This is a genomic window from Leifsonia sp. Root1293 (assembly GCF_001425325.1).
Classification (GTDB): Bacteria; Actinomycetota; Actinomycetes; order Actinomycetales; family Microbacteriaceae; genus Orlajensenia.
On record NZ_LMEH01000001.1, the window covers coordinates 943971 to 963473 of the forward strand.

The following is a 19503-nucleotide window of genomic DNA, read 5'->3' on the forward strand; positions in this document are numbered from 1 at the left end:
CGAGGAGCAATCCTACAGCGCGGCGACTAGATGCCCGATTCCTCGGTGCGTACCAGGATGCGGCCGCAGTCCGGGCAGAACAGCACCTCGTCGCTGGGCGCGGTGCGGATCGTCTCGAGGTCGGAGCCCGTGAGCGACATGTTGCATCCGAGGCAGGTGCGTGCCTGCATGAGGGCGGCACCCACGCCACCGTTCAGCGCGCGACGCTTCTCGTACAGCTCGCGGAGGTCCTCGGGCACCGAACCGGACACGGCTTCACGGTCGCGAGCCAACTCGGCCCGCGTTCCCTCGTGTGCCGCCCTGCTGCGGTCGCGCTCCTGGGTGGTCACGCTCGCCTCGTCGGCGAGCACGGCGCGCTCGCGCTCGATCTCCGCGACGACGGCCTCCTTGTCCTCGACGCGCTCCATGACGTTCAGCTCGATCTCCTCGAGATCGCCCTGACGCTTTCGCAGAGCGAGAAGCTCCGACTCGAGGGCCTGGATGTCCTTCACCGATGCCGTGTGCTGAACGCGGTCGTTGTCGCGCGCGATGCGGGCCTCCACCACGGCGACGTCGGACTCCAGGCGGGTCAGTTCGAGCTTCGCGTCGTCGAGGTCTCCGACAGCGCCGATGAGGCGACGCCGCACGTCCTCGGACTTCGCCGCGAGGGCGGCCAGTGCCTTGTCCTCGGGCAGGTTCGCCAGCAGATGGGTCAACTGCTGCACGCGGGTGTCGATGGCCTGCAGTCGCAGAAGTTCCTTCTGCTCCGTGGGGGTGGCCTTCACGTGGTTCTCCTCTGGTGATGCATTACTGGACGATGACGAAGTCCCAGGGATCGGTGCGCAGGTCGCTCACCGTCACCTCGAGCTCCGGAAGTGCAGAGCGGAGCTGGTCCGCGGCCGCGTCGAGCCAGAGCCATTCGCTGGCCCAATGCGAGACGTCGATGAGCGCGGGTCCACGTCCGGCGAGCACGGCCTGCTCTCGAGCCTCCGAGGCGGGGTGATGGCGCAGGTCGGCCGTGATGTAGACGTCGGCTCCGGTGACCTCCGGGTGCCCGAGCAGGGAGTCGCCCGCGCCGCCGCACAGCGCGATCGTCTGCACCCGCGCGTCGATCTCGCCGGACACCCGGATGCCGGATGCCGTCGGCGGCAGGACGTCGGCGAGGGTGCGCGCCAGACGTCCGAGTGTCGTCGGCTCCGCAAGGTGACCGACGCGGCCGAGTCCGGTATCGGGGGCGGCACCGGGAACGATGGGGAGCGCGTCGATGAGGCCGAGAGCATCCGCCAGCACCGCGCTGGTGCCTCGCTCGACGATGTCGGCGTTCGTGTGCGCCGCGAGCAGGGCGCAGTCCGCTCGGATCAGACGGCTCAGGAGCGAGCCCTTGTAGCGGTCCTCGGCGATGCTCGTCACCCCGCGCAGCAGCAGCGGGTGGTGCACGAGCAGCAGGTCGCTCTCGGTGGCGATGGCCTCGTCGATCGTGACGCCGACGGCGTCGACGGCGAGGAGCATCCGTTCGACCGGTGCCGACGGATCACCTGTGACGAGCCCCGGGGCGTCCCAGGCCTCGGCGTTCTCGACAGGCCAGAGTTCCTGCACCACCTGGAGTACGTCGGAGAGGGAAGTCGGCACGCATCAACCTTATCGTCGGGCACTCAGAGTCTCGGCGCGTCCAGAGCCGTCGGACGGCGCCCGGGCAGCACGAGAAGCAGAATGCCGAGTGCGACGAGCGCGAGGCCGAGCCAGCCCATCAGGTCGAAGCGTTCACCGACGATCACGACGGCCAGCACCGTGGCCACCGCTGGCTCGATGAGGGTGATGACGGTCGCCGAACTGCTGCGCACCCAGCGCAGGCCGGCACCGAACAGCAGGTACGCCACGAACATCGGGCCGAGTGCGAGATACCCCGTGATCGCGATGCTCGACCCGCTCTGCACCAGCGGTCCGCCCGTCACCAGCAGCACGGGTGCGAGCAACACGGCGCCGACACCGAAGAGCGCCCCCATCACCGACCGCGAGGAGTGACCCGCCCCGATGGCCCGTTCGCTCGCGAAGGTGTACAGCGCGTAGCTGAGCGCCGCGATGATGCCGAGCACGACTCCCCAGACGGATGCTGCGGCATCCGTCCCCGCCGATCCTCCCGTCGCCAGCAGCACGACACCCACGACGGCCACAGTGGTGGCGACAGCCCACCGCAGCGTCACTCGTCGACGGTCGACGAGGAACTCGAGAACGGCCGCGAACACGGGCGCCGCGCCGAGGGACACGACTGTGCCCACAGCGACGCCAGCCAGGTGCATCGACGAGTAGAACGCCAGCGGGTACACGAACACTCCGAGCGCACCGAGCAGCAGCCAGCCGATGCTCCTGCGGTCGCGGAGAGCAGCGAGGGCGCCACCGGCCGAGACCGCGAACAACAGAACGCCGCCGATGGCCATCGTCGCCGCGCCTGTCGCGAGCGGGCTCACGTCGTCGGGCAGGAAGTGCGCCGCCGTGCCTGTCGTCCCCCAGAGCAGGGCGGCGATGACGATGGGGAGAACGCCGCGCAGGCCTGAAGAGTGCTCCGCAGGAGCCGATACGTTCGTCACGATGCCCGCAGGCTATCGGACCGGAGAAGATGGGTGGGCCCTACCGGGCTCGAACCGATGACATCCACGGTGTAAACGTGGCGCTCTACCAACTGAGCTAAAGGCCCTCGACGCGCGAGGTTCGAAACGATTCTACCGGAGCGCGCCTAGACTCGCGGCCATGGAGCGCCATCCGAGTCGAACCGCACGATCCGAACACCGCTGGCCGGCGGTGGCGGCGCTGGTGTTCGCTCTCCTCATCTACGCGCTCATCCCGAACGACCTGCTGCAGGTGCAGCGATTCGTCGTGGTCGGAATCGGCATCGTGCTGCTCATCCCGCTGATTGTCATCAACCCCCATCGTCTCGACAATGAGACGTCGTGGTCCCGTACGGTCTCCGTCACCCTGGCCTGTGTCGTCGTGCTGTCGAACCAGGTCACGCTCGTGTTCCTCATCTTCCTCCTCGTCGGAGGATCGGACGAGGGTCCGAAGCTCCTCCAGTCGGCCCTGCAGGTCTGGGTGACCAACGTGATCGGGTTCGCGCTCCTGTACTGGGAGATCGACCGCGGCGGCCCGGTCATGCGAACCATGGCGAAGCGCACCGACCTGCCCGTCGCCGACTTCCGCTTCCCGCAGGACGAGGACCACGACGCCGTCGACGAGGTCGCCCGACGATCGTCCCGCGCCATCGACTGGACGCCGGCCTTCGTCGACTACCTGTACTTCTCGATGTCGAACTCCATGGCGTTCAGCCCGACGGACACCATGCCGTTGTCACCGAGAGCGAAGATGCTCATGGGCCTGGAGGCGTTCGGCGGCTTCGTCATCCTCGCCCTCGTGATCGCCCGTGCGGTGAGCCTGATCGGCTGAGCGAATCCGACTGGCGGATGCCGCTCAGCGCGTGAGCGCTGTCAACGCCTGCCGATAGGCGGCCAGGGGCCGGGGCTCCCCCGGCTCGCTCTCGAAGCGAGCCCGCACGATCCCCTCGGCGTCGATGAGGAAGGTCGCCCGCCCGGCGTAGCCGCGTTCCGGGAGGAACACTCCGTACGACGACGCGACGGCTCCGTGCGGCCAGAAGTCGGCGAGCAGATCGAAGCCGAATCCCTCAGCCTCGGCCCACGCCCGAAGGGTGTGCTTCGAGTCCACCGAGATACCGAGGAGTTCGACTCCCTCGGCGGCGAAGATGGACAGGTTGTCGCGGAGTTCGCACAGCTCCCCCGAGCAGGTGCGCGAGAACGCCAGGGGGAAGAACACGAGGGCGACGGCCTTCCGCCCCCTCAGCGCCTCGAGGGAGACATCCGCCCCGTACTGGTTGACGAGCGAGAATCCCGGGGCGATATCGCCGACCTGCACACTCACGAGCGACCTCCCTACCGTCGGCCCGGGGACGCCGAGCAAGAGCCCGGCACATGGCCCGGGCGGACGATCGCAACGATAGCCGGTGGTTCGGATGCGCCACGGAGGAGAAATAGAATCAATAGGATGGCGAGTTGTGCGGACGCAATCCGACCGCGCGTTCAACGACACGTCCCAGCGGCATGATCTGCCCCCAAATGAGAGGTCGAGTGTGACTGTCAACGACCAGGATCCGTATTCCGTGACGAATCTGGATTCAGACCCTGAGGAAACCGCCGAGTGGACAGAGTCCCTCGACGCCCTCGTCGCCGCTGAGGGCCACGGCCGTGCTCGGGAGATCATCCTCAGCCTGCTGCGCCGCTCGAAGGAACTGCACCTCGGCGTTCCGATGGTGCCGACGACGGACTACCTCAACACCATCGCTCCCGAGAACGAACCTGCCTTCCCCGGCGACGAGGAGGTCGAGCGCCGCTACCGCGCCTGGATGCGCTGGAACGCCGCCGTGCTGGTGCACCGCGCACAGCGCCCCGGCATCGGCGTCGGCGGCCACATCTCGACCTACGCCGGAGCGGCATCGCTCTACGAGGTCGGCTTCAACCACTTCTTCCGCGGCCAGGACCACCCCGGCGGCGGAGACCAGATCTTCGTGCAGGGCCATGCCTCCCCCGGCATCTACGGCCGTGCCTTCCTCGAGGGTCGCCTCTCGGCCAACCAGCTCGACGGATTCCGCCAGGAGAAGTCGCAGGCTCCGCACGGCCTGTCCTCGTACCCGCACCCGCGTCTCATGCCCGAGTTCTGGCAGTTCCCGACAGTGTCGATGGGTCTCGGCCCGATCAACGCGATCTACCAGGCCCAGGCGAACAAGTACCTGACCAATCGCGGAATCAAGGACGCCAGCGACCAGCAGGTCTGGGCATTCCTCGGCGATGGCGAGATGGACGAGGTCGAGAGCCGCGGTGCACTCCAGCTCGCAGCCAACGACGGCCTCGACAACCTCAACTTCGTCATCAACTGCAACCTGCAGCGTCTCGACGGACCCGTGCGCGGCAACGGCAAGATCATCCAGGAGCTCGAGAGCTTCTTCCGCGGTGCCGGCTGGAACGTCATCAAGGTCGTCTGGGGCCGGGAGTGGGACGACCTGCTCGCCCGCGACAGCGAGGGCGCGCTCCGCACGCTCATGAACGTCACCCCCGACGGCGACTACCAGACCTACAAGACCGAGAACGGCGCCTACGTGCGCGAGAACTTCTTCGGTCGCGACCCGCGCGCTCTCGAGCTCGTCAAGGACCTCACGGACGACCAGATCTGGGGCCTCAAGCGCGGCGGCCACGACTACAAGAAGATCTACGCCGCCTTCAAGGCCGCCAGCGAGCACAAGGGCCAGCCGACGGTCATCCTCGCCAAGACGATCAAGGGCTACGGCCTCGGGCCGTCCTTCGAGGGCCGCAACGCGACCCACCAGATGAAGAAGATGACGCTGGAGAACCTCAAGGACTTCCGCGATGCGATGCACATCCCCATCACGGATGCGCAGCTCGAGGAGAACCCCTACCTGCCGCCGTACTACCACCCGGGCGAGCAGGACGAGGCGATCCAGTACCTGCACGAGCGTCGTCGCGCGCTCGGCGGCTACGTGCCCGAGCGTCGCACGAAGCACACCGCGATCTCGCTGCCGGACGACTCCGCCTACGCCATCGCGAAGAAGGGTTCCGGCACGCAGGAGATCGCCACGACGATGGCCTTCGTCCGCCTGCTCAAGGACCTCATCCGCTCGAAGGACTTCGGTCACCGCATCGTGCCGATCATCCCGGACGAGGCCCGCACCTTCGGCATGGACGCGTTCTTCCCGAACGCGAAGATCTACAACCCCAACGGCCAGCACTACACCTCGGTCGACCGCGAGCTGCTCCTGGCCTACAAGGAGAGCCCGCAGGGACAGATCCTCCACGTCGGCATCAACGAGGCCGGCGCCCTCGCCGCCTTCACGAACATCGGCACCTCGTACGCGACGCAGGGCGAGCCCCTCATCCCCGTGTACGTCTTCTACTCGATGTTCGGGTTCCAGCGCACCGGCGACGCCATCTGGGCCGCGGGCGACCAGATGGCACGTGGTTTCATGATCGGTGCGACGGCCGGTCGCACGACGCTCACCGGTGAGGGGCTCCAGCACGCCGACGGCCACTCGCTGGTGCTGAGCGCCACGAACCCGGCCGTCGTGGCGTACGACGCCGCGTACGGCTACGAGATCGGGCACATCGTGCGCTCCGGCCTCGAGCGCATGTACGGCGGAGAGCACTCCGACCCGAACGTCATGTACTACCTGACGGTCTACAACGAGCCGTACGTCCAGCCGGCAGAACCCGAGAACCTCGACGTCGAAGGCGTCGTGCGCGGCATCTACAAGCTGGCCGATGGAACCGTCGCCGGTCCGAAGACGCAGCTGCTCGCATCCGGTGTCTCCGTGCCCTGGGCACTCGAGGCGCAGAAGCTGCTCGCCGAGGACTGGGGCGTCTCCGCCGACGTCTGGAGCGTCACGAGCTGGTCGGAGCTGCGCCGTGACGGCCTCGCCGCCGAGTCGCACAACTTCCTGAACCCGGATGCCGCCCCGCAGTCGCCGTACGTCTGGCAGAAGCTGGCCGGAGCGCAGGGCCCGTTCGTCGCCGTGACGGACTTCTCGCACGCCGTTCCCGACCAGATCCGCCAGTTCGTGCCCGGGCAGTACGCCACTCTCGGCGCGGACGACTTCGGCTTCTCCGACACGCGCGCTGCTGCCAGGCGCTTCTTCAAGATCGACGGCCCGTCGGTCGTGGTGCGCGCCCTCGAGCTCCTCGCCTCGCGCGGTGAGGTCGACCGGAGCCTCCCGGCCCAGGCCATCGAGAAGTACAAGCTGCACGACGTGAACGCTGGAACCACCGGCAACGCCGGGGGCGAGAGCTAACCGTCCCAGTGCCCACGACGCCGCGCACCAAGAAGGAGACGCTCGCCTGGCTCCGCACGATCTCAGGCGAGCTCTCCACCGCGACCATCAAGCGCCTCGAGGACACGCTGCCCTGGTACGGCGACATGCCGCCCGGGCGGCGGTCCGCGGTGGGGCTGGTGGCACAGGCCGGCATCACGTCGTTCATCTCCTGGTACGACGACCCGAAGTCCATCCCGTGGATCGCGGCCGATGTGTTCGGGGCGGCTCCTCGTGAGCTGCTCCGCTCGGTGAGTCTGCAACAGACGCTGCAGCTGATCAGGGTGGTCGTCGAGGTCGTCGAACACCGGGTCAAGGACGGCGGCGTCGATCTCCGCGAGGCGATCCTGCTGTACTCGCGTGAGATCGCCTTCGCCGCTGCCGACGTCTACGCCCGTGCAGCCGAGGCGCGCGGCCTGTGGGACGCCAGGCTAGAGGCGCTCGTCGTCGACTCGATCCTCTCGGGCGAGTACGACGATGAACTGCCGAGCCGCATCGCCGCGCTCGGCTGGCACGGTCATGGTGCCGTCGCCGTGCTGGTCGGTACAACGCCCCGGATGCTCGACGTCGACGTGCTGCGCCGCGCAGCTCGTCACATGGCGGCCGACGTGCTCATCGGAGTGCAGGGTGGTCGCCTGGTCCTCGTCATCGGCCGGGCACGCCCCGAGTCCCGCGACGGGGAGGACGCGGAACCGGCGGCGTCACTCGGCTTCATGGACATCGCGAAGGCACTGGAACCGCACTTCGGCGACGGGCACCTGGTGCTCGGTCACGAGGTGCCGAACCTGGTCGACGCCTCCAAGAGCGCGAAGGCCGCTCTCGCAGGGTTCGCCGTCGCCCGGGCCTGGCGCAATGCCCCGCGTCCGGTCCAGGCCGACGACCTGCTTCCGGAGCGCGCGCTGGCCGGGGATCCCCTGGCGAGGGCCACGCTCATCCACCGCATCTACCGCCCGCTCAGCTCCCACTCGACAGAGCTGCTCAACACCCTATGGAGCTACCTCGACAACGGTCGATCGCTCGAGGCGACGGCGCGGGAGCTCTTCGTGCATCCCAACACCGTGCGGTACCGCCTGAAGCGTGTGTCCGAGGTCATCGGCTGGGACGCCACGGGCTCCCGGGAGGCGCTCATCCTGCAGGCAGCGCTCGTGCTCGGAGCCATCAGCGATCCCGATCGGCGCGGCTGATCCGGCGTTCGCCCTGTGCGCCACGAACAAACGATCGGCGGATTCCTTGGTGAAGCTCGACATCACACAACGCCCAGTGGTTGGCAGACTGGACAGGTGATCGTCGTCGTCTGCCCTGGACAGGGCTCGCAAACACCCGGTTTCCTCGCACCCTGGCTCGAGGTGCCCGAGAACGCCGCACTCATCGCGGAGTACTCCGAGGCCGCCGGGCTCGACCTGGCCGTTCACGGCACATCCTCGGACGCCGACACGATCCGTGACACCGCCGTCGCGCAGCCGCTCATCGTCGCGGCCGGTCTGGTCGCATTCAACTCGCTCGTCGCGACGGCCGGACGCGAGCGCATCGGTGGCATCGCCGGTCACTCGGTCGGCGAGATCACCGCCGCGGCCGCCGCCGGCATCCTGAGCACCGCGGACGCCATGCAGTTCGTGAGCGAGCGTGCCGTGGCGATGGCGCAGGCCGCCGCGGCGACGCCCACCTCGATGAGTGCCGTGCTGGGCGGGGACGCCACCGACGTGGTGTCGAAGGCCGAGTCGCTCGGACTCCAGGCCGCCAACTACAACGGCGGCGGCCAGATCGTCGTCGCCGGCGCCGCCGACGCTCTCGCCCGGCTGGCCGATGAGCCACCCGCCGGCGCGCGAGTGATCCCGCTGCAGGTCGCCGGAGCCTTCCACACCCGCTACATGGAGTCGGCTCGGACCTGGCTCGCCGGTGCCGTCGACGGCTATGCCACCTCCGACCCCACTCTTCCCATCTGGACGAACAACGACGGCTCACGGGTCGATTCGGGCGCCCGGTACCTCGACCTGCTCGTGACCCAGGTCGCCTCGCCCGTACGCTGGGACCTCACGATGCAGTCGCTCGCCGACGCCGGAGTGACCGGCATCATCGAGCTCGCGCCGGCCGGCGCCCTCATCGGCCTCGCCCGACGCGGATTGAAGGGCATCCCCAGCGTCGGCATCAAGACCCCAGACGACCTCGACGCCGCCGTCGCGCTCATCGAGCAGAACGCCTGACACGAGAGAGACCATGACAGTCCCCACCCTCACGCAGGCCACAGGCCCGGCTTTCACCCGCATCTACTCCGTCGGCGCCGCGCGCGGCGATCTCATCGTTCCGAACGACGACCTCGTGGGGCCGATCGACTCCTCCGACGAGTGGATCCAGCAGCGCACGGGCATCGTCACACGCACCCGCGCGTCGGCCGGAGTGTCCGCGACTGATCTCGCCACGACGGCGGCACGCGAGGCGATCGAGAAGTCGGGTGTCGAGGCGTCCAAGATCGACCTGGTGCTCATCGCCACGATCAGCAACGTGCAGCAGACGCCGTCCATGGCGGCAGTCGTCGCCGACAACGTCGGGGCCAATCCGGCCGCGGCCTACGACCTGAACGCCGCCTGCGCCGGCTACACGTACGCGATCGCGCAGGCCGACGCCCTCATCCGCGCAGGCGCCGGCCACTACGCACTCGTCATCGGCGCCGAGAAGCTCTCAGACGTCGTCGACCCCACCGACCGCTCGATCTCGTTCCTCCTGGGCGACGGCGCCGGCGCCGTGGTGATCGGCCCGAGCGATGCTCCCGGCATCTCTGCGACGGTCTGGGGATCCGACGGGTCGAAGGCGGATGCCGTCGGCATGAACGGAACCCTGACCGACTTCCGCGACGGCAAGGCCGAGTGGCCGACGCTCCGCCAGGAGGGCCAGACCGTGTTCCGCTGGGCCGTCTGGGAGATGGCCAAGGTCGCGAAGGAGGCCATCGATGCCGCCGGCATCACCGTGGACGACCTGTCGGCCTTCATCCCGCACCAGGCGAACATGCGCATCGTGAACGAGTTCGCGAAGCAACTGAAGCTGCCGGAATCCGTCGTCATCGCCCGCGACATCGAGTCGACCGGCAACACCTCCGCCGCCTCGATCCCGCTGGCCACGCACCGCCTGCTGCAGGGACACCCCGAACTGAGCGGCACTCTCGCCCTGCAGATCGGGTTCGGCGCCGGCCTCGTGTTCGGCGCCCAGGTCGTCGTCCTTCCCTGACCACATCCCCGTCACCCCTAAACTGAGTGACGGTCAAACGAAACCCCCCAAGGAGATAACAATGGCATTGTCCACCGAAGAAGTTCTCGCCGGCCTGGCCGAACTCATCAACGACGAGACCGGCATCGCAACCGACACGGTTGAGCTGGACAAGTCGTTCACCGACGACCTGGACATCGACTCCATCTCGATGATGACGATCGTCGTCAACGCTGAAGAGAAGTTCGACGTGAAGATCCCCGACGAAGAGGTCAAGAACCTCAAGACCGTCGGCGACGCCGTCTCCTTCATCGTGAAGGCCCAGGACTAGTCGCGTTCGTCGCGGACGGGTCGGACCACCTCTGGTGAGTCCGGCCCGCCACCCCGGCCCGCGTGCGCATTCCCGCGCCGCGAGCTGCTGAGAAGATCTCCCGGAGAGTTCAATCGTTATGACCAAGAAGATCGTCGTCACCGGTATCGGTGCAACGTCCCCCCTCGGCGGAAACGCGACCGACAGCTGGTCGAACCTGCTCGCCGGGATGTCCGGAGCCAGCGCGCTGCTGCAGCCGTGGGTCGAGGAGCTCGCGCTGCCCGTCACCTTCGCAGCCCAGGCCTCCGTCAAGACCGCAGACGTGCTCGAGCGACACGAGACCAAGCGTCTCGACCCGTCGAGCCAGTTCGCTCTCATCGCGGGACGCGAGGCGTGGGCCGACGCTGGCTCCCCCGAGGTCGAGCCCGAGCGTCTCATGGTCGACTGGTCGACGGGCATCGGCGGCGTCTGGACCCTCCTCGACGCGTGGGACACCCTGCGCGAGCGTGGTCCTCGTCGTGTGCTCCCGATGACGGTTCCCATGCTCATGCCGAACGGACCCGGAGCTGCCATCGGGATGGACCTGCACGCTCGTGCCGGCATCCACACCGTCGTCTCGGCCTGCGCCTCCAGCACCGAGGCCCTCGTCAACGCCTACAACCACCTGCAGGCCGGACTCGCCGACGTCGTCATCGCCGGCGGCTCCGAGGCAGCCATCCACCCGCTCCCCATCGCGGCCTTCGCCTCGATGCAGGCGCTCTCCAAGCGGAACGATGACCCATCGACCGCTTCGCGCCCCTACGACGTCACCCGTGACGGCTTCGTTCTCGGCGAAGGCGCGGCAGCCCTCGTCGTCGAGACCGAGGAGCACGCCAAGGCCCGCGGTGCTCGCATCTACGCCGAACTCGTCGGCGGATCCGTCACCAGCGACGCGTACCACATCACCGCACCCGACCCCGAGGGATCCGCAGCGGCCCGTGCCATGCTGTCATCGATCTCCGGAGCGGATGCCTCGATCGGCGACGTCTCGCACATCAACGCCCACGCCACCAGCACTCCCGTCGGTGACATCGCCGAGTACAACGCACTGCGTCGTGTCTTCGGTGACGCCCTCGACGGCATTCCGGTCTCGGCGACCAAGGCATCAACCGGACACCTTCTCGGTGGAGCGGGCGCCATCGAGGCCATCTTCACGGTGAAGGCGCTGGCCGAGCGTGTCGCCCCGCCGACCATCAACCTCACGGAGCAGGATCCCGAGATCCCGCTCGACGTCGTCACGGCGCCGCGCGACCTCGGAACCGGCGACCTGCTGGCGATCAGCAACTCCTTCGGCTTCGGCGGTCACAACGCCGTCGTCGCATTCCGCTCCGTCTAGCAGAGCGGCCGCCGTCGGTCGTGGAGCACCCTCCCGTTCTCCACGACCGTCGGTGGCGCGCCGCGACGGTGTGTGCACCGGCATGATCAGGTGACAAGCGCTGCCGTTCGGGTCTAGGTTCGAGAACGTCAACGACGTCGCTCGAGAGGAGCCGGCCGTGAGCGCTCCTGAGACCAGCGACAGCACGGCGACCTTCAACGGCCGACTGGCTCTCCTCCTGGCGATGGCGATGTTCGTCCTCGTCGTCGACACGTCGATCATGAACGTGTCGATCTCGGCCGTCGTGCGCGACATCGACACCACGGTCAGCGGGCTGCAGTCGGCCATCGCTCTCGAGGCTCTCGTGTCAGCCGCCTTCATCCTCATCGGCAGCAAGGTCGGCGATCTCATCGGTCGCAAGAAGGCCTACGTGATCGGCCTGCTCTGCTATGCGGCGGGAGCCGTGGCGATGGTGCTGGCCCAGTCGCTGCTGCCCATCATCATCTTCTGGGCCGTCATCGGAGGACTCGGCGCCTCACTGCTGCTCCCCTCGATGCAGTCCCTCATCCACGGCAACTTCGAGGGCGCCGCCCAGGCCCGCGTCTACGCTACGGTCGGCGCGTCTGCTGCCATCGCGGCGGCCGTGGGGCCGCTGATCGGCGGGTTCATCACGACGTTCCTGTCGTGGCGGGTCGCCTTCGCCCTCGAGGCTGTCGTCATCGTCGTCGTGCTCAGCGGGCTCAAGCTCGTGCGGGACGTGCCGTACACGGGGTCCAGGCAGGTCGACGCCCTCGGATCGCTGCTGTCGGTCGTGGGCATGGGAGGCATCGTCATCGGCATCCTGGTCTGGCAGGAGGGCGGAGAGGCAGTCGCCCTGCTCATCGCCGTCGGCGTGCTCGGCCTCGGCTCACTCGCCTACTGGCTCGTACGCCGCAAGCGTCGTGGCAAGCCGACCCTGATCGATCCCGACCTGTTCCGCTCAAAGCTCTTCAGGCTCGGCGTCAGCGGTCAGTTGATGCAGCAGATCGCGCTCGGCGGAACGATGATCGTGCTGCCGATCTACCTCCAGATGGTGCTCGGCTACAACGCGCTCCAGGCCGGTCTGTCGATCGCACCGCTGTCCCTGACCATGTTCGGCGTTGCGATGCTCGCGGGCAAGCGCGTCGGTCGGCGACGCCCGGCCACCCTGATCCTGTGGGGGTTCATCCTGCTGACGGCGGGCCTGCTGCTGCTCATCCCCGTCGTTCCCCGGGCCGATTCCGGATGGTGGCTGCTCGTCCCGTTGATCATCGCCGGATGCGGACTCGGGCTGCTCGTCTCCCAGCTGAACAACTACACCCTGTCGCCCATCTCCGACGAGCGCGTCAGCGAGGCTGCAGGGGTCAATTCCGCGGCCGGATCGTTCGGACTCTCCTTCGGCCTGGCGTTCGCCGGTGCGATCATGCTGGCGTCGCTCTCTCTCATCTTCACGTCCATGGCGATGGCGAGCGACGTGCTCCCCGCCGACGAGAAGCAACAGGTCTCCCAGGTCCTCGAGGACGACGCCGAGATCATGTCGAACACCGCCCTCGAGGAACTCCTCGTCGGACAGCCGGAGCCGATCCAGGACGAGATCATCCGGATCAACACCGACGCACGCCCGATCGCGCTCCAGATCGCACTGCTGATCCCGATCCTCGCTGGATGCATCGGCCTGGTCAACGGATTCCGGATGCGGCGACTGCCCGACCCGAAGGCCAGCGGCGCAGGCGAAGGCGTGCTCCTCGGCTGAAGCCGCCGATGCCTCGGTCGCGCTCGAACGGGGTGTCGTCGAACTCTGATGACAGAACCGACGGAAGCGGGCCTCAGACGTACAGAAGCCCCGCGCTGTATTCAGCGCGGGGCTTCTGAGTCCGTGGAGCGTCGAGCGCTCAGCCCACCTTGTGCAGCCAGATGACGGCCGCGTCGTCCGACGCGTGCCTGAACACGTCGAGCTCGTCATCCCAAGCCTGCCCGAGCACCACGCGCAGTTCGTTGTGGAGATCGATCGCGTTCAGTCCCGCGTTCTCCATCGCTGCCCGGATGCGATCCTCGGAGATCACCATGTTCCCCGCACTGTCCGTCTGTGCGAAGAACACGCCGAGGTCTGGGGTGTGCATCCATCGACCACCGTCGGTGCCGGGGCCGGGGTCCTCGGTCACCTCGTAGCGCAGGTGCTCCCAGCCGTGCAGGGCCGAGGCGATGGAGGCGCCGGTTCCGGCGTCGCCCTCCCAGTAGAACTCGGCACGCTGCGCGCCCTTGAGCACGGGCTGATCGACCCAGGAGAAGTTGACCGCGCGCCCCAAGGCACGACCAGTCGCCCATTCGACGTGCGGGCACAAAGCTCGCGGCGACGAGTGGACATAGACAACGCCCCGCGCAGTCGGTGCCTGCCGGGCAGCTGGTGACGCCATGGTGCTCTCCATTCGTGTGAGGTACGTCTTCCCCAACGACCTCGAACGTGCGAATACCACGGCGACTGTGTGAACTTGTGCGGCCAGAGGCCGATACAGCAGATTATGCCTCACTTTCCCGACGGATCACAACAGTGTCATTCGGCCAGTCGGATGCCGGTCGTCATTGCCCGCCGAAGGTATGCTCGGTATGGATTTATCAGAGGCGTGGAGGTGCCGGTGTCGGTCAGGAACGGACTGCTTGCGGTGCTCTCCCTGGGCCCGGCCTATGGCGCCCAGCTGCACGCCGAACTCGGCGACAGGCTCGGTCATCGCCGCACCGTGAACATCGGCCAGGTGTACGCCACCCTCGACCGCCTCGGAGTGCAGGGCCTGGTGCGCGCCGCCGGCGTGACGGATGACGGCCTGCCGCTGTACCGCATCACCGACGACGGCCTGCGTCAGGTCGAGTCCGACCTTTCCACGGCTCCCGAGGGATCTCCGGACTGGAGCGAGATGCTCGATTCCGTGCTCATGGCCACGTCGCTGCCCGGCTCTGACCCGCGTCGGCTGGTGGCTTCCTACCGAGAGCGATGGCACGCGGCATCCGCACCGTCCTCGACAGCGCCGACGGCTCAGAGCGCACTCTCGAGCCGCGCTGAAGCGGCGCTGTCGGCAGCGGCCATCGACTGGCTCGATGGTGTTGAGGCGGAGCTGGACGGTCGGGGCGGTCTCGATGGCGAACTCACGCGGGGCTACAGCACCACCCGTCCACGGCGCGGACGGCCGAGCGCCTGAGCACGGCCGGAACCGGCTGAGCGGAACGACGACGTCACTTCGCCTCGGCGTAGTCGTCGACGATGGCTGCGCCCAGCGGGAAGTCGACGGGGAACGTTCCGAAGAGCAGTCGACCGGCCGCCTCGGCGGCGAGGAGCACCTGCTCCGCGACGGCATCGGCCAGGCTCGCCGGGGTGTGCACCACGATCTCGTCGTGCAGGAAGAAGACCTGGTGGGGTCTTCCCGCGAAGACGGTGCCCGAGAGCGGTCCGGAGGCACCGGCCGCCGCCGAGACCGGATCGGCCTCGGCGGACAGCTCGAGCAGGGTGGTGCGCAACTCGGCCATCCAGCACAGGGCCCACTCGGCGGCCGTCGACTGCACCACGAAGTTGCGGGTGAACCGCCCCCACTCGCGTGCGCTGCTGCGCGCCCGCTTCTCATCGGCTTCCGAAGCATCGGGCGCACTCGCCCGCGACTGCACGTCGAACCAGGCTGCAGGGGGCAGGGGTGAGGACCGTCCGAGCCACGAGGTCACGCTCTCCCCGCGTTCACCCGCGCGGGCGGCCTCCTCCACCAGCGCGATCGCCCGCGGGTAGGCGCGTGCCAGCCGGGGCAGCAGCCTGCCGCTCTCCCCCGTCGTCGCTCCGTACATGGCGCCGAGCATGGCCACCTTGGCGTGCGCCCTGGTGTCGACGACACCTGTCGCCTGGATGCCCGCGTAGAGGTCGACCCCACGTCCGGCTGCGGCCATGGCCGTGTCGGCCGACAGGGCTGCGAGGATGCGCGGCTCCAGCTGCGCGGCATCCGCGACCACGAGCTTCCACCCGGGATCTGCCCGCACTGCCGAGCGCACCTGCTTGGGAAGTTGCAGCGCTCCGCCGCCGTTCGTCGCCCAGCGGCCGGTGGCGGCCCCTCCTGGCACGTAGTCGGGACGGAATCGGCCGTCGACGATCCAGGCCTCCATCCAGGTCCAGCCGTTCGCTGAGAGGAGCCTCGCCAGCTTCTTGTACTCGAGCAGGGGCTCGATCACCGGATGCTTGATCTCGCGCAGTTCCCACTGGCTCGTCGACGCGGCGTTGATGCCGCTGCGACGGAGGGCCCGCAGGAGCTCCTGCGGCGAATCCGGATTGAGCTGATCGTCATCGACGGCCGCCCGGATGGCGAGCACGAGTTCGTGCATGCGTGCCGGTCGTGCTCCAGCCGGCGGCCGAGGTCCGAGCGCTTCGGTGAGCACCTCGTCGTGCCGCTCGATGCTCCACGGGAGGCCCGCCTCGCGCATCTCGGCGGCGATCAGTGCGCCGGCCGACTCGGCGGCCAGCAGCAGACGCAGCCGTCCTGGTGCCGCGGAGCCCGCCACTGCCACGAGCTGACGTCGCCACTCGGCCACGGACTCGTCTGCACCCTCCGTCGGAGTGTCGGCGTCGGTCTGGGGTGCGTCGAGCTCAACGTCGAACAGCGCCGTGTGCGTGGCTGCCGGGCGTTCGAGGGCGGGAGCCGCGTCCCAGGCACTCCGTGGCGCGTTCGCGAGAGCGCTGCCTCTCGTGAGGGTCGAGAGGCGGAGGATGGCGTGGGCGAGCCTCAGGTCGTGGCACCGGGCCACGCGCACGCCGTGCCTCAGGAGCCGCGGGTACCAGCGCGCGGTGTCGTCCCAGACCCAGCGCACGGCAGGGGCGGCCGCCGATTCCCCCTGGACGAATCGGGCGAGGCTCGCGTCGTCGGCGTGCTGCATCCGATCACCCACGGCGGTTCCCTCGACGTCGAAGGCCTGCGTCGATGAAGCACCCGAGGGGAGGCGGCCGACGACGAAGTGCACTCTCCCATTCTCGCGGCTGCCGCAGACATCGACGACCGCGCCGGACCCGAGCTCAGGAGGCCGGAACCGCCGCCTGCACCGCCCCGCGCCAGATCGAGTGGCTCTCGTCGGTCGGGGTCAGCTCCCCCACGTCGAGCATGCGCCCGCGGAGCTTGGTGCGCACGTGCCGGATCGCCGCGCGCACGCCGTCGGTCTCGGGCGGGAGCACGATCGTCTCGATGTCGTCCGAATCGGCATCCTGCAGCACTGCGCGCCAGCGCTGGTCGAAATCGTGGAACAGCTCGATCGTCACCGGCTGTCTGGCCTCATCGCTCATTCCGCGATCCTGTCACGAAGACGCCCACCGGCGCGAGGGGCTGTTTCCCCCTCTGGAGACCGGCTGAGCGCGGCCGGGGGCGCGGATCGGTCGAGCGTCGCAGGGTTCATTCAGAGTTGCAGGATGCAGACTGGAGGAATGGCTCCCGACGCGACACTCACGTGGAGCCCTCGGCACCCCACGGACGTGCGTCTCACCGTGGCTCGGCTGGGCCGTGGGGCTTCGGATCCCACGCACGGGTTCGCTCCGGACGGCGCCCTGTGGCGTACGACGTTGACCGAGGACGGACCGGCGAGCATGCGCATCAGTCGCGACGGCGACGGCGCCCTGACCTGTCAAGCCTGGGGTCAGGGGGCGGATGCCGCAGTGGCCGGAGCTCCGGCCCTGCTCGGCGCCGACGACGATCCGAGCGACTTCCAGCCGGGTCATCCCGTACTCGCCGACGCGCACCGACGCCACGCTGGGCTGCGCATCCCGAAGACGGGGCGCGTCTTCGAGGCCGTCGTACCCGCGATCCTGGAGCAGAAGGTGCTCACCCTGCAGGCGACGGCCTCGTGGCGGCATCTGGTCCGCCGCTACGGCAGCATCGCTCCAGGACCCACTCCGCGTCCCATGCTGGTGGTGCCGTCGGCGAGGACGTGGGCGCTGATCCCGTCGTGGGACTGGCACAAGGCCGGCGTCGACCCGCAACGCTCGCGCACCGTCGCGACCGCGGCGCGAGTCGCAGATCGACTCGAGGAGTGCTCGCAGCTCACCCCTGCCGCCGCTGAGGCCCGCTTGCGCGCCGTGCCCGGCGTCGGTGTCTGGACTGCCGCCGAGGTCGCCCAGCGGGCCCTCGGCGACGCCGATGCCCTCTCCGTCGGCGACTATCACCTCTCGAACTACGTCGGGCATGCCCTGTACGGGCGGGACAGATTCAGCGACGATGAGATGGTGGCCGCTCTCGAGGGGTGGCGGCCGCATCGCTACAGGCTCGTGCGACTGCTGCAGGCGCACGGCGTGCCAGGACCCGTGCGTCGCGGTCCCCGCATGGAGTTCGTCGATCACCGTTCACGCTGAGGAGGCATCCGATGGCCCGTTTGATCTGGTCGGGCATCCAATCGCTCGACGGCTACATCGCCGATTCCTCGGGCGGCTTCGACTGGGCCGCCCCTGACGACGAGGTGCACTCCTTCGTCAACGACCGGGAGCGCGGCATCGGCACCTACCTCTACGGTCGGCGCCTCTACGAGGTGATGAAGGTCTGGCAGGACATCGATGAGGCCTTTCCCGATGTCTCCCCGTCGATGCTCGAGTACGCCCGACTCTGGCGAGAGGCCGACAAGGTCGTCTACTCGACCACCCTGGCGAGTACGGCGTCGCCGAGGACGCGGCTCGAGGGACGGTTCGATCCCGACGACGTGCGACGTCTGCTCGCAGAGGCAGATGCCGACGTGAGTATCGGCGGCGCTGAGCTGGCGAGTCAGGCCGTGCGCGCAGGGCTCGTCGACGTGTACCAGCTGTACGTGAACCCTGTCATCGTCGGAGGCGGCACGAGCTATCTTCCACCCGAGACGCGCATCGACCTCGACCTCACGGACGAGCACCGCTTCTCGAACGGCGTCGTCTTCCTCGAATACCGCCCTCGCCGGTAGCGATGGACGGGGCACGCCCCAGCTCCCGCCCACAGCGCGCATCGCACGCCGTCAGCGAATCGGCGGGGTCAGCGCCTCTTCTTCGGGAGCGGCTCGATGGCGCCGGTGATCTGCACCCGGTCGCCCACAGGAGGAGCGACATCCGTCGCCGCGGCCCCCAGAGCCTTGTAGCCCTCGTCGTGAGACCAACGCGCGCCGTCCCACCACCAGATCGCAGTGTCGACTTCGTACCAGCCGGCGGCAATAGGAGGCATCCCCCGAGACTATGAGGACGGCCGGAATGCGGGAAGTCCGCGTCCGGGTGGCACTGGTTCGGGGAGCGGCTCTGGCGGGGTCGGGTCCCCTCGTGACAGGATTCGACAGGACGACGAGGAGCAGTACATGGACGCATACGCCGGCATCGACCCCTCAGTGCCGCCGGGCTCGAACGGCTGCGAGGCGTGCGAAGCCGACGGCGGTTGGTGGCTGCACCTGCGACGGTGCACGACGTGCGGCACGATCGGATGCTGCGACAGCTCGCCAGCGCAGCATGCCACGGCGCACTTCCGAGAGACCGGGCATCCGATCGTTCGCAGCTTCGAGCCCGGCGAGACCTGGTTCTGGAACTACGAGAGCGACGAGTACACGGATGGGCCCGAGCTGGTCGCGCCGGAGGCACGCCCGACCGGACAGGGCTCACCTGCGCCGAGGGATCGCGTGCCGGCGGACTGGCGCGACCTTCTCCACTAGCCGAGAAGGCCCGCAGCCGGGCTGCGGAGTAGGGCGGACGGGACTTGAACCCGTGACCGAACGATTATGAGTCGCTTGCTCTAACCAGCTGAGCTACCGCCCCGC

General features: G+C 68.4%; 20 protein-coding genes and 2 tRNA genes. 12 read left to right on the plus strand and 10 right to left on the minus strand.

Features of this window, described 5'->3' with window-relative positions; all coding sequences use genetic code 11:
* Positions 1-26: 26 nt before the first annotated feature.
* The 4 genes from ASC59_RS04330 to ASC59_RS04345 all read right to left on the minus strand — a co-directional run bounded on the left by ASC59_RS04330 (position 27) and on the right by ASC59_RS04345 (position 2671).
* Entirely contained in the window at positions 27-764 is a 738-nt protein-coding gene (locus ASC59_RS04330; protein ID WP_055818686.1) for a zinc ribbon domain-containing protein, read from the minus strand.
* A gap of 22 nt (positions 765-786) precedes the next feature.
* Positions 787-1608 (minus strand): Nif3-like dinuclear metal center hexameric protein, encoded by an 822-nt coding sequence (locus ASC59_RS04335; protein ID WP_055818687.1) that lies wholly within the window; start codon positions 1606-1608, stop codon positions 787-789.
* Between the two features lie 23 nt (positions 1609-1631).
* Positions 1632-2564, minus strand: a complete 933-nt coding sequence (locus tag ASC59_RS04340; protein ID WP_200942319.1) for a DMT family transporter — start codon at positions 2562-2564, stop codon at positions 1632-1634.
* A 34-nt stretch (positions 2565-2598) separates the two neighbouring features.
* Positions 2599-2671: transfer RNA gene (locus tag ASC59_RS04345), tRNA-Val, on the minus strand.
* A gap of 53 nt (positions 2672-2724) precedes the next feature.
* Between ASC59_RS04345 and ASC59_RS04350 the strand changes: the two genes are divergently transcribed.
* Positions 2725-3414 (plus strand): hypothetical protein, encoded by a 690-nt coding sequence (locus ASC59_RS04350; protein ID WP_055818693.1) that lies wholly within the window; start codon positions 2725-2727, stop codon positions 3412-3414.
* 24 nt (positions 3415-3438) lie between these two features.
* Here ASC59_RS04350 and ASC59_RS04355 read toward each other — a convergent pair whose 3' ends face one another.
* Positions 3439-3903, minus strand: a complete 465-nt coding sequence (locus ASC59_RS04355; RefSeq protein ID WP_055818695.1) for a peroxiredoxin — start codon at positions 3901-3903, stop codon at positions 3439-3441.
* Between the two features lie 208 nt (positions 3904-4111).
* Here ASC59_RS04355 and aceE point away from each other — a divergent pair, with 208 nt between their 5' ends.
* From aceE to ASC59_RS04390, 7 genes are all read left to right on the plus strand, one after another.
* Positions 4112-6838, plus strand: coding sequence for a pyruvate dehydrogenase (acetyl-transferring), homodimeric type (gene aceE, locus ASC59_RS04360; protein WP_055818698.1), 2727 nt, complete (start codon positions 4112-4114; stop codon positions 6836-6838).
* Positions 6839-6846: 8 nt separating this feature from the next.
* Positions 6847-8040: a PucR family transcriptional regulator gene (locus ASC59_RS04365; RefSeq protein ID WP_055818701.1), complete on the plus strand. Its 1194-nt coding sequence runs from the start codon at positions 6847-6849 to the stop codon at positions 8038-8040.
* Between the two features lie 96 nt (positions 8041-8136).
* Positions 8137-9057, plus strand: coding sequence for an ACP S-malonyltransferase (locus ASC59_RS04370; RefSeq protein WP_055818705.1), 921 nt, complete (start codon positions 8137-8139; stop codon positions 9055-9057).
* A gap of 13 nt (positions 9058-9070) precedes the next feature.
* The gene (locus tag ASC59_RS04375) at positions 9071-10075 is read left to right on the plus strand and encodes a beta-ketoacyl-ACP synthase III (RefSeq protein WP_055818708.1); all 1005 of its coding nucleotides are present in this window, start codon (positions 9071-9073) and stop codon (positions 10073-10075) included.
* A 61-nt stretch (positions 10076-10136) separates the two neighbouring features.
* Positions 10137-10385 carry an acyl carrier protein gene (locus ASC59_RS04380; RefSeq protein ID WP_055818711.1) on the plus strand — a complete coding sequence of 83 codons (249 nt, stop codon included), beginning with the start codon at positions 10137-10139 and terminating at the stop codon, positions 10383-10385.
* Positions 10386-10503: 118 nt separating this feature from the next.
* Complete coding sequence (locus ASC59_RS04385) at positions 10504-11739, plus strand: beta-ketoacyl-[acyl-carrier-protein] synthase family protein (protein WP_055818713.1); 1236 nt, start codon at positions 10504-10506, stop codon at positions 11737-11739.
* A gap of 223 nt (positions 11740-11962) precedes the next feature.
* Positions 11963-13489 carry an MFS transporter gene (locus ASC59_RS04390; RefSeq protein ID WP_082513591.1) on the plus strand — a complete coding sequence of 509 codons (1527 nt, stop codon included), beginning with the start codon at positions 11963-11965 and terminating at the stop codon, positions 13487-13489.
* Positions 13490-13628: 139 nt separating this feature from the next.
* On the opposite strand, the gene ASC59_RS04395 is transcribed toward ASC59_RS04390, so the two are convergent.
* On the minus strand, positions 13629-14150 hold the full coding sequence (locus tag ASC59_RS04395) for a DUF3145 domain-containing protein (RefSeq protein ID WP_055822813.1): 522 nt from the start codon (positions 14148-14150) through the stop codon (positions 13629-13631).
* Between the two features lie 219 nt (positions 14151-14369).
* Between ASC59_RS04395 and ASC59_RS04400 the strand changes: the two genes are divergently transcribed.
* Complete coding sequence (locus tag ASC59_RS04400; RefSeq protein WP_055822815.1) at positions 14370-14927, plus strand: PadR family transcriptional regulator; 558 nt, start codon at positions 14370-14372, stop codon at positions 14925-14927.
* A gap of 34 nt (positions 14928-14961) precedes the next feature.
* Here the strand turns inward: ASC59_RS04400 and ASC59_RS04405 are convergent, their stop codons facing one another.
* Together ASC59_RS04405 and ASC59_RS04410 are read right to left on the minus strand one after the other, a co-directional pair.
* The gene (locus ASC59_RS04405) at positions 14962-16719 is read right to left on the minus strand and encodes a bifunctional 3'-5' exonuclease/DNA polymerase (protein ID WP_055818719.1); all 1758 of its coding nucleotides are present in this window, start codon (positions 16717-16719) and stop codon (positions 14962-14964) included.
* Between the two features lie 52 nt (positions 16720-16771).
* Positions 16772-17035 (minus strand): hypothetical protein, encoded by a 264-nt coding sequence (locus ASC59_RS04410; protein WP_055818724.1) that lies wholly within the window; start codon positions 17033-17035, stop codon positions 16772-16774.
* Positions 17036-17173: 138 nt separating this feature from the next.
* On the opposite strand from ASC59_RS04410, the gene ASC59_RS04415 reads away from it, so the two are divergent.
* Together ASC59_RS04415 and ASC59_RS04420 are read left to right on the plus strand one after the other, a co-directional pair.
* Entirely contained in the window at positions 17174-18094 is a 921-nt protein-coding gene (locus ASC59_RS04415) for a DNA-3-methyladenine glycosylase family protein (RefSeq protein ID WP_200942321.1), read from the plus strand.
* An 11-nt stretch (positions 18095-18105) separates the two neighbouring features.
* Positions 18106-18669, plus strand: coding sequence for a dihydrofolate reductase family protein (locus ASC59_RS04420; RefSeq protein WP_055818728.1), 564 nt, complete (start codon positions 18106-18108; stop codon positions 18667-18669).
* 68 nt (positions 18670-18737) lie between these two features.
* On the opposite strand, the gene ASC59_RS17140 is transcribed toward ASC59_RS04420, so the two are convergent.
* On the minus strand, positions 18738-18923 hold the full coding sequence (locus tag ASC59_RS17140) for a hypothetical protein (protein WP_157487917.1): 186 nt from the start codon (positions 18921-18923) through the stop codon (positions 18738-18740).
* A gap of 127 nt (positions 18924-19050) precedes the next feature.
* On the opposite strand from ASC59_RS17140, the gene ASC59_RS04425 reads away from it, so the two are divergent.
* Positions 19051-19398 (plus strand): UBP-type zinc finger domain-containing protein, encoded by a 348-nt coding sequence (locus ASC59_RS04425; RefSeq protein WP_055818731.1) that lies wholly within the window; start codon positions 19051-19053, stop codon positions 19396-19398.
* 29 nt (positions 19399-19427) lie between these two features.
* Here ASC59_RS04425 and ASC59_RS04430 read toward each other — a convergent pair.
* Positions 19428-19501: transfer RNA gene (locus tag ASC59_RS04430), tRNA-Ile, on the minus strand.
* Between the last annotated feature and the right edge of the window lie 2 nt (positions 19502-19503).